The sequence below is a fragment of the Glutamicibacter sp. M10 genome, assembly GCF_025452055.1.
Taxonomy (GTDB): domain Bacteria; phylum Actinomycetota; class Actinomycetes; order Actinomycetales; family Micrococcaceae; genus Glutamicibacter.
The window spans coordinates 1,766,820-1,786,121 of the sequence record NZ_CP104918.1 but is presented as its reverse complement, the minus strand read 5'-3'; the positions used below and the strand labels follow the sequence as shown (position 1 = coordinate 1,786,121).

Here is a 19,302-nt window from a genome sequence, read left to right as displayed (position 1 = left end):
TGCTTCTCCTAACCGGAAAGCGTGTAGTTCCGAAAGGTCAGTCGTCACCTTAGAACATACCGCGACTGGACCCTATCTCGCTAATCAGACTGTCATCTTCACCGGTTGGCGGAAGAATTCAGCCGTTCAACGGCGGCCGCGATCCGTTCGTCGGAGGCGGTCAATGCCACGCGTACGTGGCGTTCTCCTGCAGCGCCGTAAAAGGCGCCAGGGCCTGCAACAATTCCTAGCTGGGCTAGGGCTTCAATTGTTTCGAAGCTCGGACGGTCCGCGGTGCACCATAGGTACAAACCAGCGACCGAATCTTCGATCCGCAGTCCGAAGTTTTCTAGTGCTGGGCGAAGTGCTTCGCGGCGGGCACGGTAGATTTCGCGCTGCTGTGCCACATGTTCGTCATCGCCAAGCGCAACCACCATGGCGTGCTGGATGGGACCGGGAACGATCATGCCAGCATGCTTGCGGCTGTTGACCAGCGTTGGCATGAGGTTTGGTGCACCAGCTACAAAAGCGGCACGGTAGCCAGCCAAGTTGGACTGCTTAGACAGCGAGTACAGCGCTAGTAAGTTATCGAGGTTTCCCCACTCACTTCTGGGTCAAGAATGCTAGGCACTTGGCCTTCATATTCTTCCCAACCCAGTTCCGCATAACATTCGTCGGAGGCGACCACAGCACCAATTTCGCGAGCCTGCTCAACGATCTGGCGCAGTTGCGCACTAGCTCGCACCTTGCCGGTGGGATTACCTGGCGAGTTGACCCAGATGAGCTTAACGCGAGAAAGTTCCTCGGCGCTCAGTTCATCAAGATCATCGGTGGCGATAGGGGTAGCCGAGACCAGCTGTGCACCGATGTCATAGGTTGGGTAGGCAATCTTTGGTCGGACAACTATATCCCCGGCGCCGATTCCCAGAAGCAGTGGCAACCAGGCCACCATCTCCTTGGAGCCAACCGTTGGCATGACGTCATCGATGCTCAAGCCCGTAACGTTACGGCGACGCGCAAACCAGTCAACAATGGCTTGGCGAACTTCAACGGTTCCATGCGTGGTGGGGTATCCGTGAGAGTTTGCCGCTTGAGCCAACGCGTCCTGAATGACCTGCGGGGTGTTATCGACCGGCGTGCCGATCGAAAGGTCCACGACCCCTCCTGGATGCTTTGCAGCCTGCTCGCGATATGGTGCGAGCTGGTTCCAGGGGTAATCGGGGAGCTTAAGCATAAAAGTAAAACCTAGCCTTGGTTCTGAAGTGGCAGTGCACTGATGATTGGGTGATCAGTACCGGTATTACCAATTTTAGCGGCGCCACCTGGGGAACCAAGTTCATCGAAAAAGTCGACGTTAGCTTTGTAATAGTCAGCCCATTCGTCGGGCACATCATCTTCGTAGTAGATGGCTTCAACGGGGCAGACTGGTTCGCAGGCGCCGCAGTCAACACATTCATCCGGGTGAATGTATAGCGAGCGTTCGCCTTCATAAATACAATCTACCGGGCACTCTTCGACACACGCCTTGTCTTTCACGTCGACGCAGGGCTGAGCGATGATGTAAGTCACGAGGGCCGAGACCTTTCCTTGCACTTGATGGTTTCAACACGAGCGAGCAGGATTCTGTGATGCTCTTTGAATCTCTAACCGGCTCGAACTACAGTCTAGTCCTGATATCAATACATCTTTGCGCCCATGTACCTGCTGTGACGTAACCGACGATTCACATTTCGGCTTCTTGGGCTTTAGATGAATTCTTCTTACGAAAAGATGACGCGCAAAAATGCTTAGTTTTGGTGATCTGGCTACTGGTGACCGTATCGTCGTTCGATACCGGTTGAGCAATGCTCAGGCTGGAGAAAAATTTAGCGATGCTTTGGGTGAAGTGCAAGAGATTACCGAAGAGTCGATTAGCGTGAAGACACGCTCGGAGCTGGTGCGTATTGACCGTTCCTCGATTACTCACGCAAAGCGTGTTCCTCCGCCACCGGCTAGACGCCGGCCTCGCAGCTAAAGTGCTCTGTACTGAACTACTGGCCAGTGGTTTGTGTTCAGATTCTTTGCGACATGTGATTTGACTCTGCCAATCACTTATCGAATTTCGCGTATGCTGATTCCATGCCATCCGACAAACATGTCCAATCGCGAGCTCGGGCACTCAGCTCCCCGCTGAGGCTTCGAATCCTTCGTTTGTGCCTCCACGAGTCACGAACCAACAAGGAAATTGCGGACATTCTTGAGCTCAATCCGGCCACATCGTTACACCATGTGCGCACCCTAGTTACCAATGGTTATCTGGAGCCGGAAGAAGCGCGCCGCGGCAATCGTGGGGCTAAAGAGGTTCCCTACCGCAGCACCAAACAGTCCTGGGGCACACGTATCCCCGATGCAGCTCCGATGCTCGTGGACACCTTCCTGCAAGAGATTGATGGGCTGGCTCCCGAAGAAATTCAGGTGATCCGCGTCGGTCTGAAGCTAAGCGAAGCATCCCAAAAAGAAATGATGTCTCGGTTACGCACGGTCATTGAGGACTACGCAATGCGAGATCCAGAAGAAGACGGTGTAGCCACCTCCCTCTTCTTGGCTCACCACTTGGATGTCACCGGAAGTGCTCCGGCAGATCGCTGATTGGTGCAGCAACAAAAACTTTTCGTTAAACACAGAAGGTGTTCTTCCCACTGGGAAGAACACCTTCTGTGTTAGTTGGCTCGGTGCTGTTTGCGAATATTTCGCAACGCCAACACCAATCCAATAATTGCAGGAATAATCATTCCGTACATCCACAAGGCCGAAGCAATGGCCGGGCCCGGCAGATATTTGTAGTACTGCATGCTCAGGATGAGCTGATCATTTCCTACGTAGGAAATCAGGCCAACACAGACGTAGCAACCGATGAAGGCCAAGGCCCCGGCCCACAGCTTCTGTGAAGAAACCGCAGCCCAGTAGACCAAGATGCCTAGCAACAGCCATGCAACACCCACGCCCCACACCACCGGAATGTCGTTGCCGACATAGGAGATGGACGCGTGAATTGCAGTACCGAATAATCCTGCTACCAAGGCTGCAACCGCACCACGCCAGAGCGCGGAGAGGTTGCTGCCTTGGTTATTTTTGCGCTGATTAGGAGCGAGCGCGTGCACGGGTAGCCTTGGCACGATCGCTAGCGTTCAGCAGAACCTTGCGGATACGAACTGCATCCGGGGTAACCTCTACGCACTCGTCTTCGCGAGCGAATTCGAGGGACTCTTCCAGAGTCAGGTTGCGTGGTGGGGTCAGGTTCTCGAAGCTATCCGAGGAAGCTGCACGCATGTTGGTGAGCTTCTTTTCCTTGGTGATGTTTACGTCCATGTCATCAGCGCGGGAGTTCTCGCCAACAATCATGCCCTCGTAAACCTCTTCAGTAGGCTTGACGAAGAAGTTCATGCGTTCCTGCAGGTTGATCATTGCGAATGGAGTCACAACGCCAGCACGGTCAGCAACGATCGAACCGTTGATGCGGTATTCGATTGGACCAGCCCATGGCTCGTAGCCTTCAGCCAAGGACGATGCGATACCTGCGCCGCGGGTGTCGGTCAGGAAGCGGGTACGGAAGCCGATCAGGCCACGTGCAGGAACCATGAATTCCATGCGAACCCAGCCGGTGCCGTGGTTAGCCATGTCGGTCATGCGACCCTTGCGCGATGCCAGCAACTGGGTGATAGCACCCAAGTACTCTTCTGGTACGTCAATGGTCATGCGTTCCATTGGCTCGTGAACCTTGCCGTCAACAACCTTGGTCACAACCTGTGGCTTACCAACGGTCAGCTCGAAGCCTTCACGACGCATCTGCTCAACAAGAATAGCCAGTGCCAATTCGCCACGACCCTGTACTTCCCAAGCGTCTGGACGCTCGGTAGGCAGGATGTTCAGCGAAACGTTACCGATCAGTTCCTTGTCCAGGCGATCCTTCACCTGGCGGGCGGTAACCTTAGCGCCCTTGACCTTGCCAGCAAGTGGCGAGGTGTTGATACCGATGGTCATCGAGATCGCAGGTGGATCAACGGTGATCAGTGGAAGTGGCTTAGGGTTCTCAAGGTCGGTGAGGGTTTCACCAATCATGATGTCTTCGATACCAGCAACTGCAACGATCTCGCCTGGACCAGCTTCTTCAGCTGGAACACGGGTCAGACCCTTGGTGGCAAGCAGTTCAGTGATCTTGACCTGCTTCATGGTGCCATCCTGGCGAGCCCAGTTAACCTGCTGGCCCTTACGGAGGGTGCCGTTGATCATGCGCAACAGTGCCAGACGGCCAAGGAATGGCGATGCGTCAAGGTTGGTTACGTGTGCCTGAAGAACTTCACCCTCGGTGAAGGTCGGAGCAGGAACGTGCTTGATGATGGTCTCGAACAGTGGCTCAAGATCTTCATTGTCTGGCAGGGTTCCATCGGCTGGCTGGTTCATCGAAGCGTAACCGGCCTTGCCCGAAGCGAAGACAACAGGAACGTTCAAGATGGCGTCCAGATCCAAGTCTGGAGCTTCATCAGCCAAGTCCGAAGCCAAGCCCAACAGCAGGTCCATGGAGTCAGAGATGACGCCATCGATGCGGGAGTCAGGGCGGTCGGTCTTGTTAACCACGATGATTACTGGGAGGTTTGCGCTCAGTGCCTTACGCAGCACGAAGCGAGTCTGAGGCAATGGGCCTTCAGAAGCATCAACGAGCAGAACCACGCCGTCAACCATGGACAAGCCACGCTCGACCTCGCCACCGAAGTCAGCGTGACCCGGGGTGTCGATAACGTTGATGGTCATTGCCTTGCCGTCAGCGGCTGGGCCGTTGTAGAACACGGTGGTGTTCTTGGCAAGAATGGTAATGCCCTTCTCGCGCTCCAACTCGCCAGAGTCCATCACGCGATCTTCGGTTTCACCATGGCTGTCGAATGCGCCAGTCTGCTGGAGCATGGCGTTAACCAGGGTGGTCTTTCCGTGGTCAACGTGTGCAACGATGGCTACGTTACGAAGTTCGTCGCGACTAATGGTGTTATCTGACATGCGTGAAGGCTCACTTCCGCTCGAGGATTTTAGATCTAAGGGGTCGGGGCCAAAGTCGACCCAACAATCCAGTTTACGCTCTCGAAGCAAGTACTCCGGTGCTCTGTGTCAGAACATACAAGAATTTCCGCGAAAATCGTGAAAAATTCAGCTTTCCGTTGCCGTCGGAATCCAGAAACGCAGCGTGCTAGGTCCACCTGAGTGCGCTACTTCGGGAAGTTCCGCGTCCAGCACTCCCCACATTTTTTAATTGTGGCTTTGGAGCCTTCATTGGTGCTGTCGCAGGTAAGTAGCGCTTGGTCCACTCCGGCAACACGCACTTCGTTTAGAGCGAACCGGCACAGTTCAGCGGCAATACCGCGACGACGAAATTCTGGAACGACGCCGTAACCGATGTGTCCACCAAATTGAAGCAGTGAGTCATTGAGCTCATACCGGACCGATACACGCCCAACAAGTTCACCAGCTTGGTCAAAAGCTACAAATAGTGCAGAACGAACCCAACCCTGCGGGACATGCTCCCCGCGGCGCCCGGCCTTCATGCGGTAAATGTAATCTTCCCAGTGTTCATCAGCGGACCACGTTGGAAGGAACTCGAAGTCTTCAACAAGCATCAAATTATGAGCGTCAACGGCCTGCTGCTCATCTTGACTAGCTAGCTCACGAATTTCCAAGGGTTCACTGGTGATCATGTGGCCATTATGCCAGCCAGCAACTCCCTATTAGGCATTGACTACTAGTAACTAATTTTTTCGCCTTCTACCTGCAAATGCCAGGCTAGGGTTCCGCCGGCAAGACTGTAGAGGCGGCAAGATTCTGGAAGTACCTTGGCAGCAATTTCTACTGCCTGCTGGGAGCGGACTCCGGTCTTGCACACCATGACTACGGACGGGGCCTCGGCAGGAATTGTGTGCACAGCCTCATCGCGCACCTTCGCCAGCGGTAAGTGAATACTTCCCGGAATGGCTACGATGTCCCGCTCCCACCCCTCGCGAACGTCTACTAAGAGAACTTCCTGTTCTTGCAGCATTGATTGGAGTGCTGTGACCTCTAACTGGGCTACTGGTTTTTCTACTGCTTTTTCTACTGTGCAAGCAACTGGCTGATAGTCCCCTAGCTCAGTGACTTTAGTACGTTGCGGATCAAGTGAAAATCCTAAGGTTCGCACACTGGCCGACAGCGCATCGTAGAGCCAGAGCTTGCCGGAGAGCGTTTCTCCAACTCCGGTAATGAGTTTGAGCGCTTCGGTGCTCATCACTGAACCGACTACTCCGCATAACGCTCCGAAGACTCCACCTTCGGCGCAGCTGGGCACCGAATCAGCATCCGGAATTTCGGGAAAGAGGTCCCGCAGCATCGGACCGGTACGCGGATCAAAAACCGAAACCTGACCAGAAAATTGGTACAGCGTTCCCCAGATCAATGGCGTACCGGTAATTTCTGCTGCGTCTGAGGCAAGGTACCTGGTGGCGAAGTTATCGCTACCGTCGATAACTAAGTCGTAGTCGGTGAAGAGTTCAATAGCGTTGTCTTTGCTCAGCTTTTGATCAATGGCTTCCACCTTGACATCACTGTTGTGTTCTAGAGCTATTCTGGCCACCGAGTGGACCTTGGGATTACCAATATCGGTTTCACGATGAATGATCTGACGCTGAAGATTAGATATTTCAACACTGTCGTCATCTAGCACCCCTATATGTCCAATGCCGGCCGCGATGAGATAACTGGCGATGGGACTGCCTAATCCTCCGGCTCCAATGATCAGTACTTTGGCGTTGAGGATTCGCCGTTGGCCTTCTTCGCCTACCCCAGGAAGTGTGAGGTGTCGCGAGTAGCGTGCAAGCGCACCGGCTTCAAAATCTGTTGCCGGTTCACACAATGCAGGGCGAGTCATTAGAACTCACCGACCAGCGTTTGCATCATGCCTTCTTCAGGTGAGGAGGCCAGTGCGGTATCGCGCTTGGGGATTCGGCCGGCCAAGTATGCCGCCCTACCGGCTTTAACTCCGTCGCGCATTGCGGCGGCCATCAGTGGAGCATTGTGCGCCCGGGTCACTGCGCTAGCTAGCAGTACTGCATCGCAGCCAAGTTCCATGGCAAGCGCCGCATCCGAGGCGGTACCCACCCCTGCGTCAAGAATGACTGGAACGTTGGAACGCGAAACTATGGTGGAAATATTGTGTGGATTCAGGATCCCCAAACCTGAGCCAATGGGTGCGCCAGCAGGCATGATTGCAGCAACTCCCGCATCCTGCAAGCGTTGGGCCAGGGCGGGATCATCATTGGTATAGGCAAAAACCTCAAAGCCATCAGCCACTAACTGTTCGGTGGCCCAATAGAGTTCCAATGGATCAGGTAGCAGCGTGTCCTCATCAGCGATGACTTCCAGCTTGATCCAGTTGGTTTCTAACGCTTCGCGGGCCAGCTGTGCGGTGAGCACGGCGTCGCGTGCGGTGAAGCATCCAGCGGTATTGGGCAAAGCAATCACATCATTGCGTTGCAGCAACTCATAAACGTTGCCTGAACCGGATGCTGAAAAATGGCGGATGGCTACCGTGGTGAGTTCTGTCCCGGAAATTTGAAGTGCACTTTCCAGCGTGGACAGCGAGGTAGCACCTCCGGTACCTAGGATCAGGCGTGAGGAAAAAGTTCGGCCAGCAACAACAAATGGGTCCGTGGTTGCGTTAAGTTCTGTAAGCTCGTGCGCGTCCATGTTCAGCCTCCCTGTGCTGCCGTGACGAGTTCGATTGTGTGCCCGCTCTGCACCGCAAATCCGTTCCACGAGCTACGCGGCACCACTGCCCCGTTGACCGCGGCGGCCAGTCCAAGTTTGCTACCGTCAATGGCTTTGGAATCTTTGTCTAGTTCCTTGCCGATGTGTCTGGCGATGAATTCACGCAGGGACAATCCTGCGTCCACCTGAACGGGTTGGTTATTAACCGTGATGCTGATTGAAGTCATGAACTTTGCTCCAAAAGTGTGTCGGATGAGTAGGTAGGGAAACGGTACGGGTCAACGTCCTTGAGCATCGCACTGGCCGGCAGGTGCTCTGTCAGGTCAGCGGTAAGCGTTGATCCCAACGGGCTAAGTAGCACTCCGTGACGTGAATAGCCGGTGGAGATCACCAGCCCTGGATCTATTCGACCGATTAGCGGGCGGTCATCGGCAGTTGCCGGACGAGCTCGGGCAATGACCTCGTTCAGTGAGCAATCAGAGATGCCGGGAACAAGTCTGCGAGCGTTATCCAACAAGTTGTACATGGCGCCAACGTTGACTTGTGGATTCCCGTCTTCGCGCACGCTGGCTCCGAGAACAAGACTTCCGTCTTTGCGCGGAACCAGATAGACATTTTCTCTGTGCACGATGCCTCGAATAATTCGGGTCACTAATGCAGGGCCGGGTGGGCCTTGGATCCGCAGGATGTCACCATAAACCGGGCGTACGGGAGCTGGTTGAACTCCCTAACCGTTCCTAGGGCAGTACAGAGAATTGTTTGCTCTGCTTCCAGTCTTGTACCTGAAGACGTCAGCACGGCCGTGGTTTGATTCTTGTCATCCTTGATCACTTCAACACACTGTTCAAGCACGAGATCCGACTGGAAATACTCCAGAAGAATTCGTACCACCGAGCGAGGGTCAATTTGATGATCATCCTCGCAAAGCACCGCACCAGCAATGTTTCTGGCCAGCGCAGGCTCTAGGTTTCGCGCTTGGCTGGGCAAGAGCTTTTGAGCTGACAGGCCTAAGGAAGTTTGTAATTCCACCAGCTCGTGTAGGGCTTCACGGTCCGCGGGTTCTGCCGCCACCACCAAGGTTGAGCTTGTCAGATAGTCGGGACGCTGGCCCGAGATCGCTTGAATCCTGTTCACAAAATCTGGATAGCTCTTGTTGGAGGCGGCCAACATCTGATGCAGTGGTCCTTGGCCCCAGACGGTTTCTGCTGCCGGCGCCAACATTCCTGCGGCAGCATGGCTGGCGCCTTGGCCGGGTGAAGGATCAATAATGCAGACAGTGTGCCCGCGCGAGCTGAGCTCAAACGCTGTGGCTAGGCCGATGATTCCGGCACCAACGATGTTGACATGCATAGGCGCACGCTTCCTTCCTACGGCGGCATGACCCGCATCAGGTATAGCGGTCGGCTCAGTGCCCTCTCAGCCTGGTCGATTCAGGCTCCCGCGGAGATGTTGCGATTATAAGCATGACCCAGCTCATAAAAGCGAACTACGGCGGACTTTGTTCCGTCATCTTCTGTGATGTACTTACAAACATGTCGCTTCCGAAGTATCCCGCTGAATTGGTTGCTGGTTCCACGTTGTTGGAAACCATCGTTGAGTTTGAGCAGCAGCTACTGTCTCCTACGATTCGCAACAACCCTGACCAGCTGAGTCTTCTATTGCACAAGAACTTTGGTGAGATTGGAGCCAGCGGACGTACCTACAACCGAGAACAGATTCTTAGATTGTTGGTCGCTGAGGATTCTGGTGGCAGCGCAGGACAGGTTCATGACCCTGTTGGTACACAACTGTCAACAAACCTTGTGTTGCTCCGGTGGTCCACCTTCGGTCACAGGGCAAGTCATCGCACTTCCCTGTGGTTCCACGATCAGGGCCGCTGGCAAATGCTCTTTCACCAAGGAACACTGAGCGCAACGGCAACCGACAAAGAACGCGATACCACCAATGCGCAAGTAGAAACTACCGGTGATGAAATTAGCGTTCGAAAGCTCAGGGCGTCAGATGCCGACGCGGTTTTTGAAGCCTTTACCTCTGATGCACTAATGCATCGTCAAGGTGAGGCCAGCACTCCCGCTAACGCCCGTAAACATGTTGGCGCCCTACTAGCTGATTGGCGACGTCAATGTCCGTTGGCCATCACGAAGAACGGGCGATTGATTGGTTTAGTTTGCGCCACCTTAGATTCAAGTAACAAGAATGCTTGGATTTGGTATTGGATGCATCAGGCATTTAGAGGGCAGTCACTGACTACTCGGGCTGTGGCCACCCTGGCGAATTATCTCTTTGAAGAGCAGGACATTTACCGCGTGGAGTTAGGGTTACGCGCAAATAACCCAGGTTCCCGCCATGTCGCTGAAAAGAACGGTTTTCTGCGTGAGGGTATTGAGCGGGGCAAATTCCTAATTGACGGTGAGCGTATTGATGTTTTTACATACGCACGACTTCGGGATGATCCAGTCCCGTCTGTAGTTCCATTGCCGTTGAACCTAACTGAGTAAGTTCAACGGCACGTAAAAAGTCGTGAAATCCATAGCGGATTCCACGACTTTTTATTTTGTCCCTGATGTTTTGATCTAGCTGGTTAGATGCCAGGCGTCGTAGGTGGAGTCGTCGGTGGTGCTGGTGGAGCCGGCGGTGCCGGCGGCGCCGAACCTGGCTCGTTGGAGACGACCTTGTCGGTATCAATCTTGTTCAGCGTACGAGCCGCTGCGTCACGTCCACCGAGGCCGAAGGCCAGCGCTGCTGCAAGAGCTGCGCCGATGACAATTGCGCCGAAGGCCATGTTGATGATTGAGTCAGCAATGCCCATGTACTTCAGACCCATTGCTACGAACAATGCGATTGCGGTGTAGCGGATGATCTTCGAAGCCGTGGTTTCACCCAAGAACTTGCCGATCACGTTGGCAATGACAAAACCTGCTGCGATGATTGCTGCGCCGAAGAGGATCTTGCCACCGAGGCTCAGAATCTCGTTGAGGATGTTGGTTATTGCTGGGAAGTTCAGCATCTGGGCTGCCATCACGCCGAAGAACAGAATAATGGCGATCTTGACAATTCCAGCGATGATTCCCGATGCGCTCTTGCCGTCTGGGACTACGCCCCATTCAGCAACAACACGGTCAGTGCCCACGCCCTGAAGGGTGGTTTCCAGTAGCTGACCCACAAACTTAGCGATCAGCACGCCGACTGCCAGTAGCGCAAGGGCCATGAGGACCTGCGGGATGGCGGTGAAGACCAGCTGCAACATCTGTTGGGCAGGATCCGAAATTGCCGCGATACCCAAGACCTGCAGTGCCGAGATAGCAACAACAAGCAGGATCAGTGCAAACACAATGTTGGAGATGATTCCAACGATCTTCGCCTGAGCTTCGCGTGACTGAACTTCGTCTACGGGTTCGTTGGCTGGAGTCAGCTTGCGAACGAGACCACTAAAGTCCACCGTTCCCAGTCCGGTATTCAGCAGCTGTCGAACGATATTTGCGATGACATAGCCAATGAAGAAGATGAAGCCGGCACCGATCAGATTCGGGATAAATGCCATGACTCCACCGAGCAGGCCCTGCACCGGTGAAAGAACTTCTGAAAGCGAGAAGACCTGGAGGATAGCGACGAGGCCAAAGAGCCAGACAATCAGCCCGGCAACTTTGCCGAGGGATTGCCCTATTTGAGTTCCGTCATTTCCTTGCTTCTGCAAGAACTTCACTCTGCTCACTAATTTGCCGGCAGCCCAACGAACTATTCGCGCTACAAGCCAAGTAATGATGAGAATGACGAGCGCAATGGCTACTTTCTGTAGCATTGACGCCCAGTCTATGTTGCCTAAGACGTTCCCAGACTGCATTTTCCGCTCCTTCAACGTAGGGACAAGTCGACCCTACGATGAAGGAACTACGCTGACTAGGTCAAAGACTGTAACTCCCAGCCAACGCTCATTGGATATATTCAGGTCTTAGTGCGGTATTCGAAGCAAAAATGGGCGTCTGCAGCGAAATTCACACATAGTGACCTGAGGCACAACTGAATCACAAAATTTTTTGAAACTTATCAAATCTTCAAATCAGTGAATTCACCTGAGTGACTTGCGGTTTCTTAGATCAAGAGTTATCCCGCAAGTCCCAAATCGACTCCAAGGGACTTACTCAACCACTTCGCTGACCACGGAGGCACCGAGCTCGACGGTGCGAGAGACAGTGCAATATTTGTCGTGAGATAGCTTGACGATTCGCTCCACCATACTGGCGGCTTTGCGCCCCTCTTCGGTATCCGGGAACTTCAGATCAAAGCCAAGGTGAATGTCATCCATACGGCTTGCGCCGTCTTCAGTGATCTTGTATCCACTTGCCTGAACATCAAATTTTTCTGGCTCACTACGTCGAGTTGTTGCCACGTCCACGTCGATTGAAGAGCAACCAGCAATGGCTGCCAGCAACAATTCAACCGGCGAGAGCAGACCCTCACCCTGACCAAATTCAATGCTCGCACCGGAGGCGGCACTGGTTGCAACATACTTGCCTGACTCGGTGCGCTGGACGTTTACTTCGCGCAGTGCGCGGCTATTTTCACTCATGAAACTATCGTGCCACGTTATCTGCCGGTGAGCATTCGTGACGTAATACGGTCCTCGGTGAAGCCGCCCCGTCGCCCCCAGCAATGAAGCTGAATCCGGAGTTGCTGAAAAATTCAATGGCCAGCACACGCTGGGCGTCCAGATGCACCTCAACGTTTGGGCTCTTGTTTGTAATGTGGTTCAAAAGGAGCTTGCCGATTCCTTGTTGGCGGTCCGAATGGCGCACCCACAGCAGCTCAACTTCCAAAGCATTCCAAGCCGCGAACCCTAAGATCCGTTCACCTTGTTGAGCAATGATCACTTCTAAAGATTGTGAATAGACGGATTCCAAAGCTTTAGCTACTGCATCAAGATCCGCAGCAGAAATGAAATCTTTACGTCGTTCGACGGAACTTTTCCAAACGTCTAGCAGGTCTGGAACTTCATCGATGCTCGTCCACTCGCGTAGGACAATCTGCTCGTCCATGTATTACTTCCTATCTCCGCGCAAAGGCTCTGATTCATGGTTTAACTTTGAATACAGATTTTTCGCCGAGACGATTCGTCGGTTCAGCGGGCCATGATTTGAATATCTTACGACTTCTTGAGCGAATCACTTAGTTCTCTGGTAATCATGGACTTCGTCGACCCACGAGCGCAGGGCGCTTTGCACGGCTTCGGGTTGGTCAATGTGTACGTTGTGTCCAGCGGCATCAATGATGCTTACTCGTGCATTCGGGTAACGGTTCAGCAATAGGCTCTGATCTTCATATCCGGTGACATGGTCTTGGCGCCCACAAACTATCCGCACTGGCACTGTGAGTTGAAAGTCCCGATCCAGTGGCAACGGATCAAGAACATAGCGCCTGGATAGCTTGGCCATTGCCCTAAGGTTTGCGGCCTTCAGACCAGGAAGCACCCACTGGGAAAAGTCGTGCCAGCTTTGTTCTGTTTGAACTACCGCGATGTCGGAGAACAGCTGCGCATCCGTTTCAGGGAGTGAATCGAGCAGCGCCGGATTGTGCACCACGACTGCTTGCTCAGGTAACGTCCGAGATTCTGCTTGGGGAAATACTGCCGTCGCCAACAGGAAGATGCCTTGCACGTTGTCCGCAAATCGATCCGCCATTTCTTGGCACAACAGTCCTCCCATCGAATTACCCAGCAACGCAAAAGGAGCACCTGCCGTCACGGATTCAATGGTGCTTTCTAACCAGTCAGCTAGCTCTGGCAGGCCTGCTACCCCGTCCAGCGCAGGACATTCACCAAATCCTGGAAGATCAATGTTGTGGAGTTCAAAAATCTCGCCGGAGAGGAGAGTCTGTTCAAACGGCTTCAGTATCCGATGATCAACTCCATTGCCATGGATCATAAATAACGGCATCGGCGCTTTGGTCGTTGTGTCCATAACTGCGGTATTGACTTCACTTTCAGCGATTGCGTTCCTGAACTGTGTGTTCGGCAACGCAACTAAGTCTACGAAAGAAGGCAGGGTCCAAGGTCAATTGGTCGGCGCAGGCAGGATACAGAATTCGTTTCCCGATGGGTCCAAAAATACACGCCAGGGAATCTCTCCCCATTCATGGTGGAATTCGCTTCCGCCAAGCTGCTCGACTCGTTCAACGATCTGTTCTACATCATCGTCTGGTTCTAAGCGTAGATCTAAATGAATTGAACTCTTGGAATCGGCCTTGTCCTGCTGTTGTGGCACTATGCCTAAAAGTGGCCCGACCTTATTTGGGTGCTGGAGTACCGTGGGCGATTCTGCGCTCTGTTTCCAACCGGTCAGTGCTGACCAAAATTTGATATCGCGAACTGGATCGGCACTCCAGACTTCCACTGCTAATAACTTAAATCGAGCCGAACCGTCGCCGGGCTCAACTACAAGGTAATCTCGCCCAGCACGGTCCTGTAGCTTCCTGCGCGGCGCGAGGTAATGAGCCGATGTTGCATAATCATCGGCATTCGATTCGATCACCACAGGAAATAGTCGCTGCGCTGAAACACCCGAGTCACTGACTGTCGGGAAGCAAAGATCCAGGAAGCTATTATCCGAAAACTGAAGTCTCGTTTCGTAGCCGCCGGAATTATCACTCAACGTTTCCGCACTGAACAGCTCTTCCCAGAAGATGCCCTGTTCATGCGGATTTGATGCGTCAAAGACCAGATTTTCCCAGTACATCTCGCCCCTCGATAATCAGTTTCTCGTAGTCCGATTTTTCTTGACTTTGAATTCTTAGCCCTGGCGCCAAGCGCTCAGCTGCTGCGAGGAAACTTCAGCCAGCCACTTCTGCCACAGCGGGCCGAAGCTCACGCGACGAACACCCAGTTCACGCAAGGCGGCAAGATCACCAGCAGCGTGAGCGGTCACCGGGTGAGCCGTCACGTTCACTGGAATGGATACGGCTTCAACAACTTGTTTCACTTGATCCGCACTGGACAGAGCCACGGGATATACGCTGCGAGCCCCGGCCTCTTCAAGCAACTTGATGCGGGCGATAGCTTCACCTAGCGGATCAGAAAATTGCTCGGACAGCTTCACCGCATCGGTTCGACCGTTGATCACAAAATCAACGCCAGCCGCATCTGCCGCTGAGCGAACACCGTGAATGTAGTCGGCATGCTCTTGGCGGTCTCGCACGCGCTTACCTTCGCCGTGAACAACATCTTCAATGTTCACGCCCACTGCACCGGCAGCATAAACGCGTTCAAACAATTCCTCAGGCTTTAGTCCATAACCCGACTCAACATCGGCACTGACCGGGATTTCCACGGCACCGGTAATCCGCTGAACTACGGCAAGGTAGTCAGCAAAATCCATCTGCTCCCCATCGGCACTGCCGATGGAGTCTGCCACCGGGTGACTGCCGATAGTCAGGCTTTCAAACCCAGCTTCTTGGGCCAGCGAGGCACTGAATGTATCCCATACGGTGGGCATGACCAGTAGCTCTCCCGACTCGTGTAAGCGGGCTAGGTTCTGGGCGCGTTCTTTGAATACTGACAAGGTGACCTCCTGAAGAAAGTGGTTCGTGCTCAGTCTACGTAGCCGCAAGCATGTACCAAGGGACTATGGAAAACTCTCAGCTGCTTGATCAGTTGTGAGCTCTTGTCTCAGACTCAACCATGTACAGCAGAGTTTCATTCCTGCCACCGGTGCTGCCTGGATCTTCAGCCCTTCGTCCTACAAATCTCAGACCGGCCTTGATGAGCACCTTACTGGAACCGACGTTTCGTGAATCGCAGGTCGCTTCAATCTGGCGAAGCTGCAAGAGCCGGAATCCTAGGTCTACCAGTGCGACTGCTACTTCGGTCCCCAAGCCCTGTCCCCAATAATCCTGATGCAGGGTGTAGCCAAGCTCGCCGATTCGTTGTTCTTCATTGGTGGTCCATACCGACGCTGTCCCAATGACCGCGCCACCAAACATGACCGCCATCATTAACCTGCCGGGCTTGGTCACCAGTGCGTCGCTCAGGAAGGCTTGAGACTCCTCAAGCTTGTTGGGACCCCACAGGCTATATCTGCACACCATCGGATCCGAGGCAAAGGAATGCAGTGCATCAATGTCAGTTTCCAAGAACTCGGCGAGCGCCAGAGACTTCGAGGTTGCAAAGATCCGTCGTGTGGGTTGAGCTGACGAACCCTCGACCGAATGTGCCACGTCAAGGCCCGGTACTTGTTCCACGGCCACTCCCCTTGAATCTGATTTTCCTGCCAGTCTAGGCGTTCATGGGCGGACCCTATCTGATTTTACTGCTGCGTGGGGAGGATATTTCGTGCCTATTAAGCGAGTTTGAGATTCACTGCAGTTTTTGGAATCGTGGCACGAACATGCCTTGACCTTGGTATGTACGCAACCGGAAGGAGAGCCATCGTGCTCGCACTGACCGATCAAGCATCATCCATCGTGACCGCAATCGTCACCAACCAGTCTGAGGCCGAAAAAGCAGGCCTGCGCATCCACCAGGCTGACGCTACGAACGCACCTGAAGAAGCAGCGTTTGCCATTCAGATTGTTCCTGAACCAGAAGAAACCGACACTGTTGTTTCGGGTGAAGGTAGCCCTGTCTACCTGGACGAGCTCATCGCCGATGACCTGGACGACAAGGTACTGGACGCAGCAGTGGACGAGCAGGGCGGCGTCAGCTTCCAGATCCTAGTACAGAACTAATAGTTCTAGAGCACTACCCCACAGACTTCCAGTGAGAGCCACCTACTTTGGTGGCTCTCACTGTGTTTAAGCCCTAAGCCGGTGTTGGACCAAACGGGTTCGCAGGTTGGGCCGATCCGGTCAAGAATGGCTATATGCCTTTTGCTGATCAACTTATCGGTGTAGACGTAGCCGAACGCCTCGTACACGAAATCCACGCAGTCGACCCGCAGTGTTCTCTAGAAAATCTTCGTAGCGCAACAAAGATTCTGGATCCGCTGAGTCTGCGTGAACGCTCCGACGCTCTGCGCGATGCCCTGCTTGCCGATTACCCTGAGTCGTATACGCAGCTGGCCAATGTGGTGAAGAAGACTGCTGAAATCTCGCAGACCTTTAGCGGGTGGATGATCTGGCCGGTGACCTCCGCGGTGGCAACCCGTGCCGCCAGTGAAAATACGACAGCGTCGTTTACCGACGCCATGGCGCTGCTGGGTTTGCTCACCCCACGGTTGTCCTCGGAATTTGCGATTCGTGTTTTGCTCAGGCATGACCTCCCCGCAGCGCTGAACCTTGTCAGGCAGTGGACCGACTCATCCGATGAGCATGTACGCAGGCTAGCAAGCGAAGGCACACGTCCTTATTTGCCTTGGGCGGTCAGGGTTCCTCAGATCGTGAATGACCCGGCCTGCACTATTCCAATTCTTGATGCGCTTTACCGTGATGAAAGTGAGTACGTTAGACGCTCGGTGGCTAACCACCTGAACGACATCAGTCGCCACGATCCCGAACTAGTCACCTCAACAGCCCAGCGCTGGATGCAAGCGCCAGAGGCCACAACACCAAAACTCGTCAAGCATGCACTGCGCACGCTGATCAAAAAGGTAATCCTGCGGCGTTAGCGCTACTTGGTTTTGGCACTCCGACGGTTGAGATCAACGGGCCATTGATCCACGAATCCCAGGTTCCTTGGGGCGGAACCGTGAACTTCACTGCGACTGTCCGCAATACCGGTGCCGAGCCTACACAGCTTGCCATCGACTACGTGCTGCACCACCAAAAGGCCAATGGATCAACCACAGCCAAGGTCTTTAAGCTAACGACTCGCACCCTGTCCCCAGGCGAAACCCTTGATATTGCCCGTTCGCATTCCTTCAAGGCCATTACGACTCGTCGCTACTACCCCGGAACGCATTCAGTGTCCCTGCAAGTTAATGGTGTGCCTACCGATACTGCAGAGTTTGAGCTCATGCCCGAACTCACCGATAAATCTTCCTAGTTACGGGAAGAGCTTCTGAACCAAAGCCAACCTAGGTTCACCCCTGGGCAAGTACCGTTAGCTCTTGCAAACCTGGCTTCCAGTACCCAGCTCGAATGGCAGTGAATTCTCGGCAACACTCGGCTCCCAACTCATCGAGCGCTTGGAGGTATTCAGGGACTATCTCGCGTGGAAGTCGTAGCCCCATGGTCAGATGCGGGATCCATCGTGGCCCGTGTCCAACAGTGTTCACTTCACTGTTGGTTCGGCCCGCGTGTTCTAACTGAGGGGAAGTTTCCAATAACCAGGCAACGGTTTGTTTGCGTTTGGTTCCGAAAACCACCGTTCCCACTCGTTTGAGTTGTGCCGGGATCACTGCCGGCAGCAGGTCCATGGCGCAATGGATCACTTCGTCGGCTAGTTTTGGCGCGAAAGTAATGCTGATATGTGGAGTCTGATTCTGTACGGGAAATCCCTGCAGGGCTAACGCTGCAAAGATTTCACGAACCTGTTGTTCCTCCGACTCGGATAAGTGCAACAAGATGTTTTCTGGTGATCTACTCATCTTTATCACTCCCCGTTCAGCTTGCTCTTCGTTGTAGTTTCTCACGCTTAGTGTTCTCGATTCGGCCGATCCTCTGGTTGACGCTTTGCAGCGTGTGGGACAGGATGAGCGTCAAAGCCTTACATGCGCAGCGCTACTCTCAACCGCGCTGCGTGTAAGTTCGCTGACGGTTGATGGGTGAAACAACATGGCAACGCGTGAAGTTAATGGCGTGAAATTAGGTATCGAAAGTTTCGGCGATGATACTGATCCGCTCATGCTGCTCATTGGTGGAACCACCATGCTTTCGTGGCCCGATGCGCTGTGTGAAAAAATCGCCCATGCTGGCCGACATGTAGTGCGTTACGACTTACGTGACTGTGGAGAATCCGATACCGAAGATCCTATGAACCCGAAATACACGCTGCGCGATCTCGCTGCGGATGCTGTTGCTCTGGCACAAAGTTTAGATCCACGTCCTGCACATCTAGCTGGCATTGGCGTGGGCGGCATGGTCGCTCAAGTAACGGCGCTGGATGCTCCAAATGCTTTCTCTGCTCTCACGCTATACGGAACACGACCTGTCGCACCGGGCCCTGTTGATGAAGATTTACCGGAACATGATCAGCAGATCATGGGCCAGTTATTCTCTTCGTCCATGCCCGATTGGACGGATCGCGAAGCCGTAGCGGACAGTTCGGCCATTGGCGCCGGCATCTTGGGTGATGATCCAGTTCAAGCACGGCACACTGCCTCGCGTATTTGGGAGCGGACCTCTCCCAACACTGTGCCAGTACACATGGCCAATCAGCTGGGCATCGTTTTCTCAAAAATTGATTGCACTCCGCGTTGGCGAGAACGCTTGGGGTCGCTTCAGATACCTACCTTAGTGATCCACGGTGCCAAGGATCCGTTCTTCCCGCTCGGAAACGGCCAAGCCCTGGCCCGCGAGATCCCCGGGGCCACATTGCTCGTCTTAGACCAGGCCTCTACTGCTATCCCCGATCACAGCGTTCAAGAGATTTCTGACGCGATGTTAGGGCTGGAAAAGTCTTGAGCTCATTACCCT

At 53.8% G+C, this 19,302-nt stretch carries 24 protein-coding genes, 1 pseudogene and 1 riboswitch; of the genes and pseudogenes, 7 read left to right on the top strand and 18 right to left on the bottom strand.

What is annotated here, in order from left to right:
* Positions 1 to 98: 98 nt before the first annotated feature.
* Both dapC and fdxA read right to left on the bottom strand, forming a co-directional pair.
* Positions 99 to 1,213: pseudogene (gene dapC, locus N6V40_RS08770) on the bottom strand (succinyldiaminopimelate transaminase).
* Between the two features lie 11 nt (positions 1,214 to 1,224).
* Positions 1,225 to 1,548 (bottom strand): ferredoxin, encoded by a 324-nt coding sequence (gene fdxA, locus N6V40_RS08765; RefSeq protein WP_131088652.1) that lies wholly within the window; start codon positions 1,546 to 1,548, stop codon positions 1,225 to 1,227.
* A 214-nt stretch (positions 1,549 to 1,762) separates the two neighbouring features.
* Between fdxA and N6V40_RS08760 the strand changes: the two genes are divergently transcribed.
* Both N6V40_RS08760 and N6V40_RS08755 read left to right on the top strand, forming a co-directional pair.
* On the top strand, positions 1,763 to 1,993 hold the full coding sequence (locus N6V40_RS08760; protein ID WP_131088653.1) for a putative acetyltransferase: 231 nt from the start codon (positions 1,763 to 1,765) through the stop codon (positions 1,991 to 1,993).
* 104 nt (positions 1,994 to 2,097) lie between these two features.
* The gene (locus N6V40_RS08755) at positions 2,098 to 2,607 is read left to right on the top strand and encodes a helix-turn-helix domain-containing protein (RefSeq protein ID WP_131088654.1); all 510 of its coding nucleotides are present in this window, start codon (positions 2,098 to 2,100) and stop codon (positions 2,605 to 2,607) included.
* A gap of 71 nt (positions 2,608 to 2,678) precedes the next feature.
* Here N6V40_RS08755 and N6V40_RS08750 read toward each other — a convergent pair whose 3' ends face one another.
* From N6V40_RS08750 to N6V40_RS17670, 8 genes are all read right to left on the bottom strand, one after another.
* Complete coding sequence (locus N6V40_RS08750; RefSeq protein ID WP_262197339.1) at positions 2,679 to 3,119, bottom strand: hypothetical protein; 441 nt, start codon at positions 3,117 to 3,119, stop codon at positions 2,679 to 2,681.
* A complete protein-coding gene (typA, locus tag N6V40_RS08745; RefSeq protein WP_131088656.1) occupies positions 3,100 to 5,007 on the bottom strand; it encodes a translational GTPase TypA in 1,908 nt (635 codons plus the stop codon). Before typA ends, N6V40_RS08750 begins: the two co-directional genes overlap by 20 nt.
* Positions 5,008 to 5,213: 206 nt before the next feature.
* Positions 5,214 to 5,699, bottom strand: coding sequence for a GNAT family N-acetyltransferase (locus N6V40_RS08740; protein WP_262197338.1), 486 nt, complete (start codon positions 5,697 to 5,699; stop codon positions 5,214 to 5,216).
* 44 nt (positions 5,700 to 5,743) lie between these two features.
* Positions 5,744 to 6,901 carry a ThiF family adenylyltransferase gene (locus tag N6V40_RS08735; protein ID WP_262197336.1) on the bottom strand — a complete coding sequence of 386 codons (1,158 nt, stop codon included), beginning with the start codon at positions 6,899 to 6,901 and terminating at the stop codon, positions 5,744 to 5,746.
* Complete coding sequence (locus tag N6V40_RS08730) at positions 6,901 to 7,719, bottom strand: thiazole synthase (RefSeq protein WP_131088659.1); 819 nt, start codon at positions 7,717 to 7,719, stop codon at positions 6,901 to 6,903. The genes N6V40_RS08735 and N6V40_RS08730 overlap by 1 nt, the downstream gene beginning before the upstream one ends.
* 2 nt (positions 7,720 to 7,721) lie before the next feature.
* A complete protein-coding gene (thiS, locus tag N6V40_RS08725; RefSeq protein ID WP_131088660.1) occupies positions 7,722 to 7,967 on the bottom strand; it encodes a sulfur carrier protein ThiS in 246 nt (81 codons plus the stop codon).
* The gene (locus tag N6V40_RS17675; RefSeq protein WP_396268641.1) at positions 7,964 to 8,419 is read right to left on the bottom strand and encodes an FAD-dependent oxidoreductase; all 456 of its coding nucleotides are present in this window, start codon (positions 8,417 to 8,419) and stop codon (positions 7,964 to 7,966) included. The genes thiS and N6V40_RS17675 overlap by 4 nt, the downstream gene beginning before the upstream one ends.
* On the bottom strand, positions 8,392 to 9,090 hold the full coding sequence (locus N6V40_RS17670; RefSeq protein WP_396267613.1) for an NAD(P)/FAD-dependent oxidoreductase: 699 nt from the start codon (positions 9,088 to 9,090) through the stop codon (positions 8,392 to 8,394). The genes N6V40_RS17675 and N6V40_RS17670 overlap by 28 nt, the downstream gene beginning before the upstream one ends.
* Positions 9,088 to 9,192, bottom strand: a riboswitch (TPP riboswitch). It overlaps the preceding gene by 3 nt.
* A gap of 11 nt (positions 9,193 to 9,203) precedes the next feature.
* Between N6V40_RS17670 and N6V40_RS08715 the strand changes: the two genes are divergently transcribed.
* Positions 9,204 to 10,238, top strand: coding sequence for a GNAT family N-acetyltransferase (locus N6V40_RS08715; protein WP_131088662.1), 1,035 nt, complete (start codon positions 9,204 to 9,206; stop codon positions 10,236 to 10,238).
* Between the two features lie 83 nt (positions 10,239 to 10,321).
* On the opposite strand, the gene N6V40_RS08710 is transcribed toward N6V40_RS08715, so the two are convergent.
* The 7 genes from N6V40_RS08710 to N6V40_RS08680 form a co-directional block, all read right to left on the bottom strand.
* Positions 10,322 to 11,581 (bottom strand): mechanosensitive ion channel, encoded by a 1,260-nt coding sequence (locus N6V40_RS08710; RefSeq protein WP_131088663.1) that lies wholly within the window; start codon positions 11,579 to 11,581, stop codon positions 10,322 to 10,324.
* Between the two features lie 294 nt (positions 11,582 to 11,875).
* Positions 11,876 to 12,307 carry an OsmC family protein gene (locus N6V40_RS08705; RefSeq protein WP_131088664.1) on the bottom strand — a complete coding sequence of 144 codons (432 nt, stop codon included), beginning with the start codon at positions 12,305 to 12,307 and terminating at the stop codon, positions 11,876 to 11,878.
* A 4-nt stretch (positions 12,308 to 12,311) separates the two neighbouring features.
* Positions 12,312 to 12,773: a GNAT family N-acetyltransferase gene (locus tag N6V40_RS08700; protein WP_131088665.1), complete on the bottom strand. Its 462-nt coding sequence runs from the start codon at positions 12,771 to 12,773 to the stop codon at positions 12,312 to 12,314.
* Positions 12,774 to 12,899: 126 nt separating this feature from the next.
* The gene (locus tag N6V40_RS08695; protein ID WP_262197332.1) at positions 12,900 to 13,658 is read right to left on the bottom strand and encodes an alpha/beta fold hydrolase; all 759 of its coding nucleotides are present in this window, start codon (positions 13,656 to 13,658) and stop codon (positions 12,900 to 12,902) included.
* Between the two features lie 129 nt (positions 13,659 to 13,787).
* Positions 13,788 to 14,468, bottom strand: coding sequence for a VOC family protein (locus tag N6V40_RS08690; RefSeq protein WP_262197331.1), 681 nt, complete (start codon positions 14,466 to 14,468; stop codon positions 13,788 to 13,790).
* A 54-nt stretch (positions 14,469 to 14,522) separates the two neighbouring features.
* Positions 14,523 to 15,290 carry an isocitrate lyase/PEP mutase family protein gene (locus N6V40_RS08685; protein WP_131088668.1) on the bottom strand — a complete coding sequence of 256 codons (768 nt, stop codon included), beginning with the start codon at positions 15,288 to 15,290 and terminating at the stop codon, positions 14,523 to 14,525.
* An 88-nt stretch (positions 15,291 to 15,378) separates the two neighbouring features.
* Positions 15,379 to 15,969, bottom strand: coding sequence for a GNAT family N-acetyltransferase (locus N6V40_RS08680; protein ID WP_262197330.1), 591 nt, complete (start codon positions 15,967 to 15,969; stop codon positions 15,379 to 15,381).
* A 189-nt stretch (positions 15,970 to 16,158) separates the two neighbouring features.
* Here N6V40_RS08680 and N6V40_RS08675 point away from each other — a divergent pair, with 189 nt between their 5' ends.
* The 3 genes from N6V40_RS08675 (at position 16,159) to N6V40_RS08665 (ending at position 17,710) form a co-directional block, all read left to right on the top strand.
* On the top strand, positions 16,159 to 16,455 hold the full coding sequence (locus N6V40_RS08675) for a Fe-S cluster assembly protein HesB (protein WP_131088670.1): 297 nt from the start codon (positions 16,159 to 16,161) through the stop codon (positions 16,453 to 16,455).
* Between the two features lie 134 nt (positions 16,456 to 16,589).
* Positions 16,590 to 17,333, top strand: a complete 744-nt coding sequence (locus N6V40_RS08670) for a DNA alkylation repair protein (protein WP_262197327.1) — start codon at positions 16,590 to 16,592, stop codon at positions 17,331 to 17,333.
* Between the two features lie 44 nt (positions 17,334 to 17,377).
* Positions 17,378 to 17,710 (top strand): YhaZ family DNA alkylation repair protein, encoded by a 333-nt coding sequence (locus N6V40_RS08665; protein ID WP_262197325.1) that lies wholly within the window; start codon positions 17,378 to 17,380, stop codon positions 17,708 to 17,710.
* Between the two features lie 37 nt (positions 17,711 to 17,747).
* Here N6V40_RS08665 and N6V40_RS08660 read toward each other — a convergent pair whose 3' ends face one another.
* Positions 17,748 to 18,254 carry a 2'-5' RNA ligase gene (locus N6V40_RS08660; RefSeq protein ID WP_262197324.1) on the bottom strand — a complete coding sequence of 169 codons (507 nt, stop codon included), beginning with the start codon at positions 18,252 to 18,254 and terminating at the stop codon, positions 17,748 to 17,750.
* A 187-nt stretch (positions 18,255 to 18,441) separates the two neighbouring features.
* Here N6V40_RS08660 and N6V40_RS08655 point away from each other — a divergent pair, with 187 nt between their 5' ends.
* On the top strand, positions 18,442 to 19,290 hold the full coding sequence (locus N6V40_RS08655) for an alpha/beta fold hydrolase (protein WP_262197322.1): 849 nt from the start codon (positions 18,442 to 18,444) through the stop codon (positions 19,288 to 19,290).
* Positions 19,291 to 19,302: the final 12 nt, after the last annotated feature.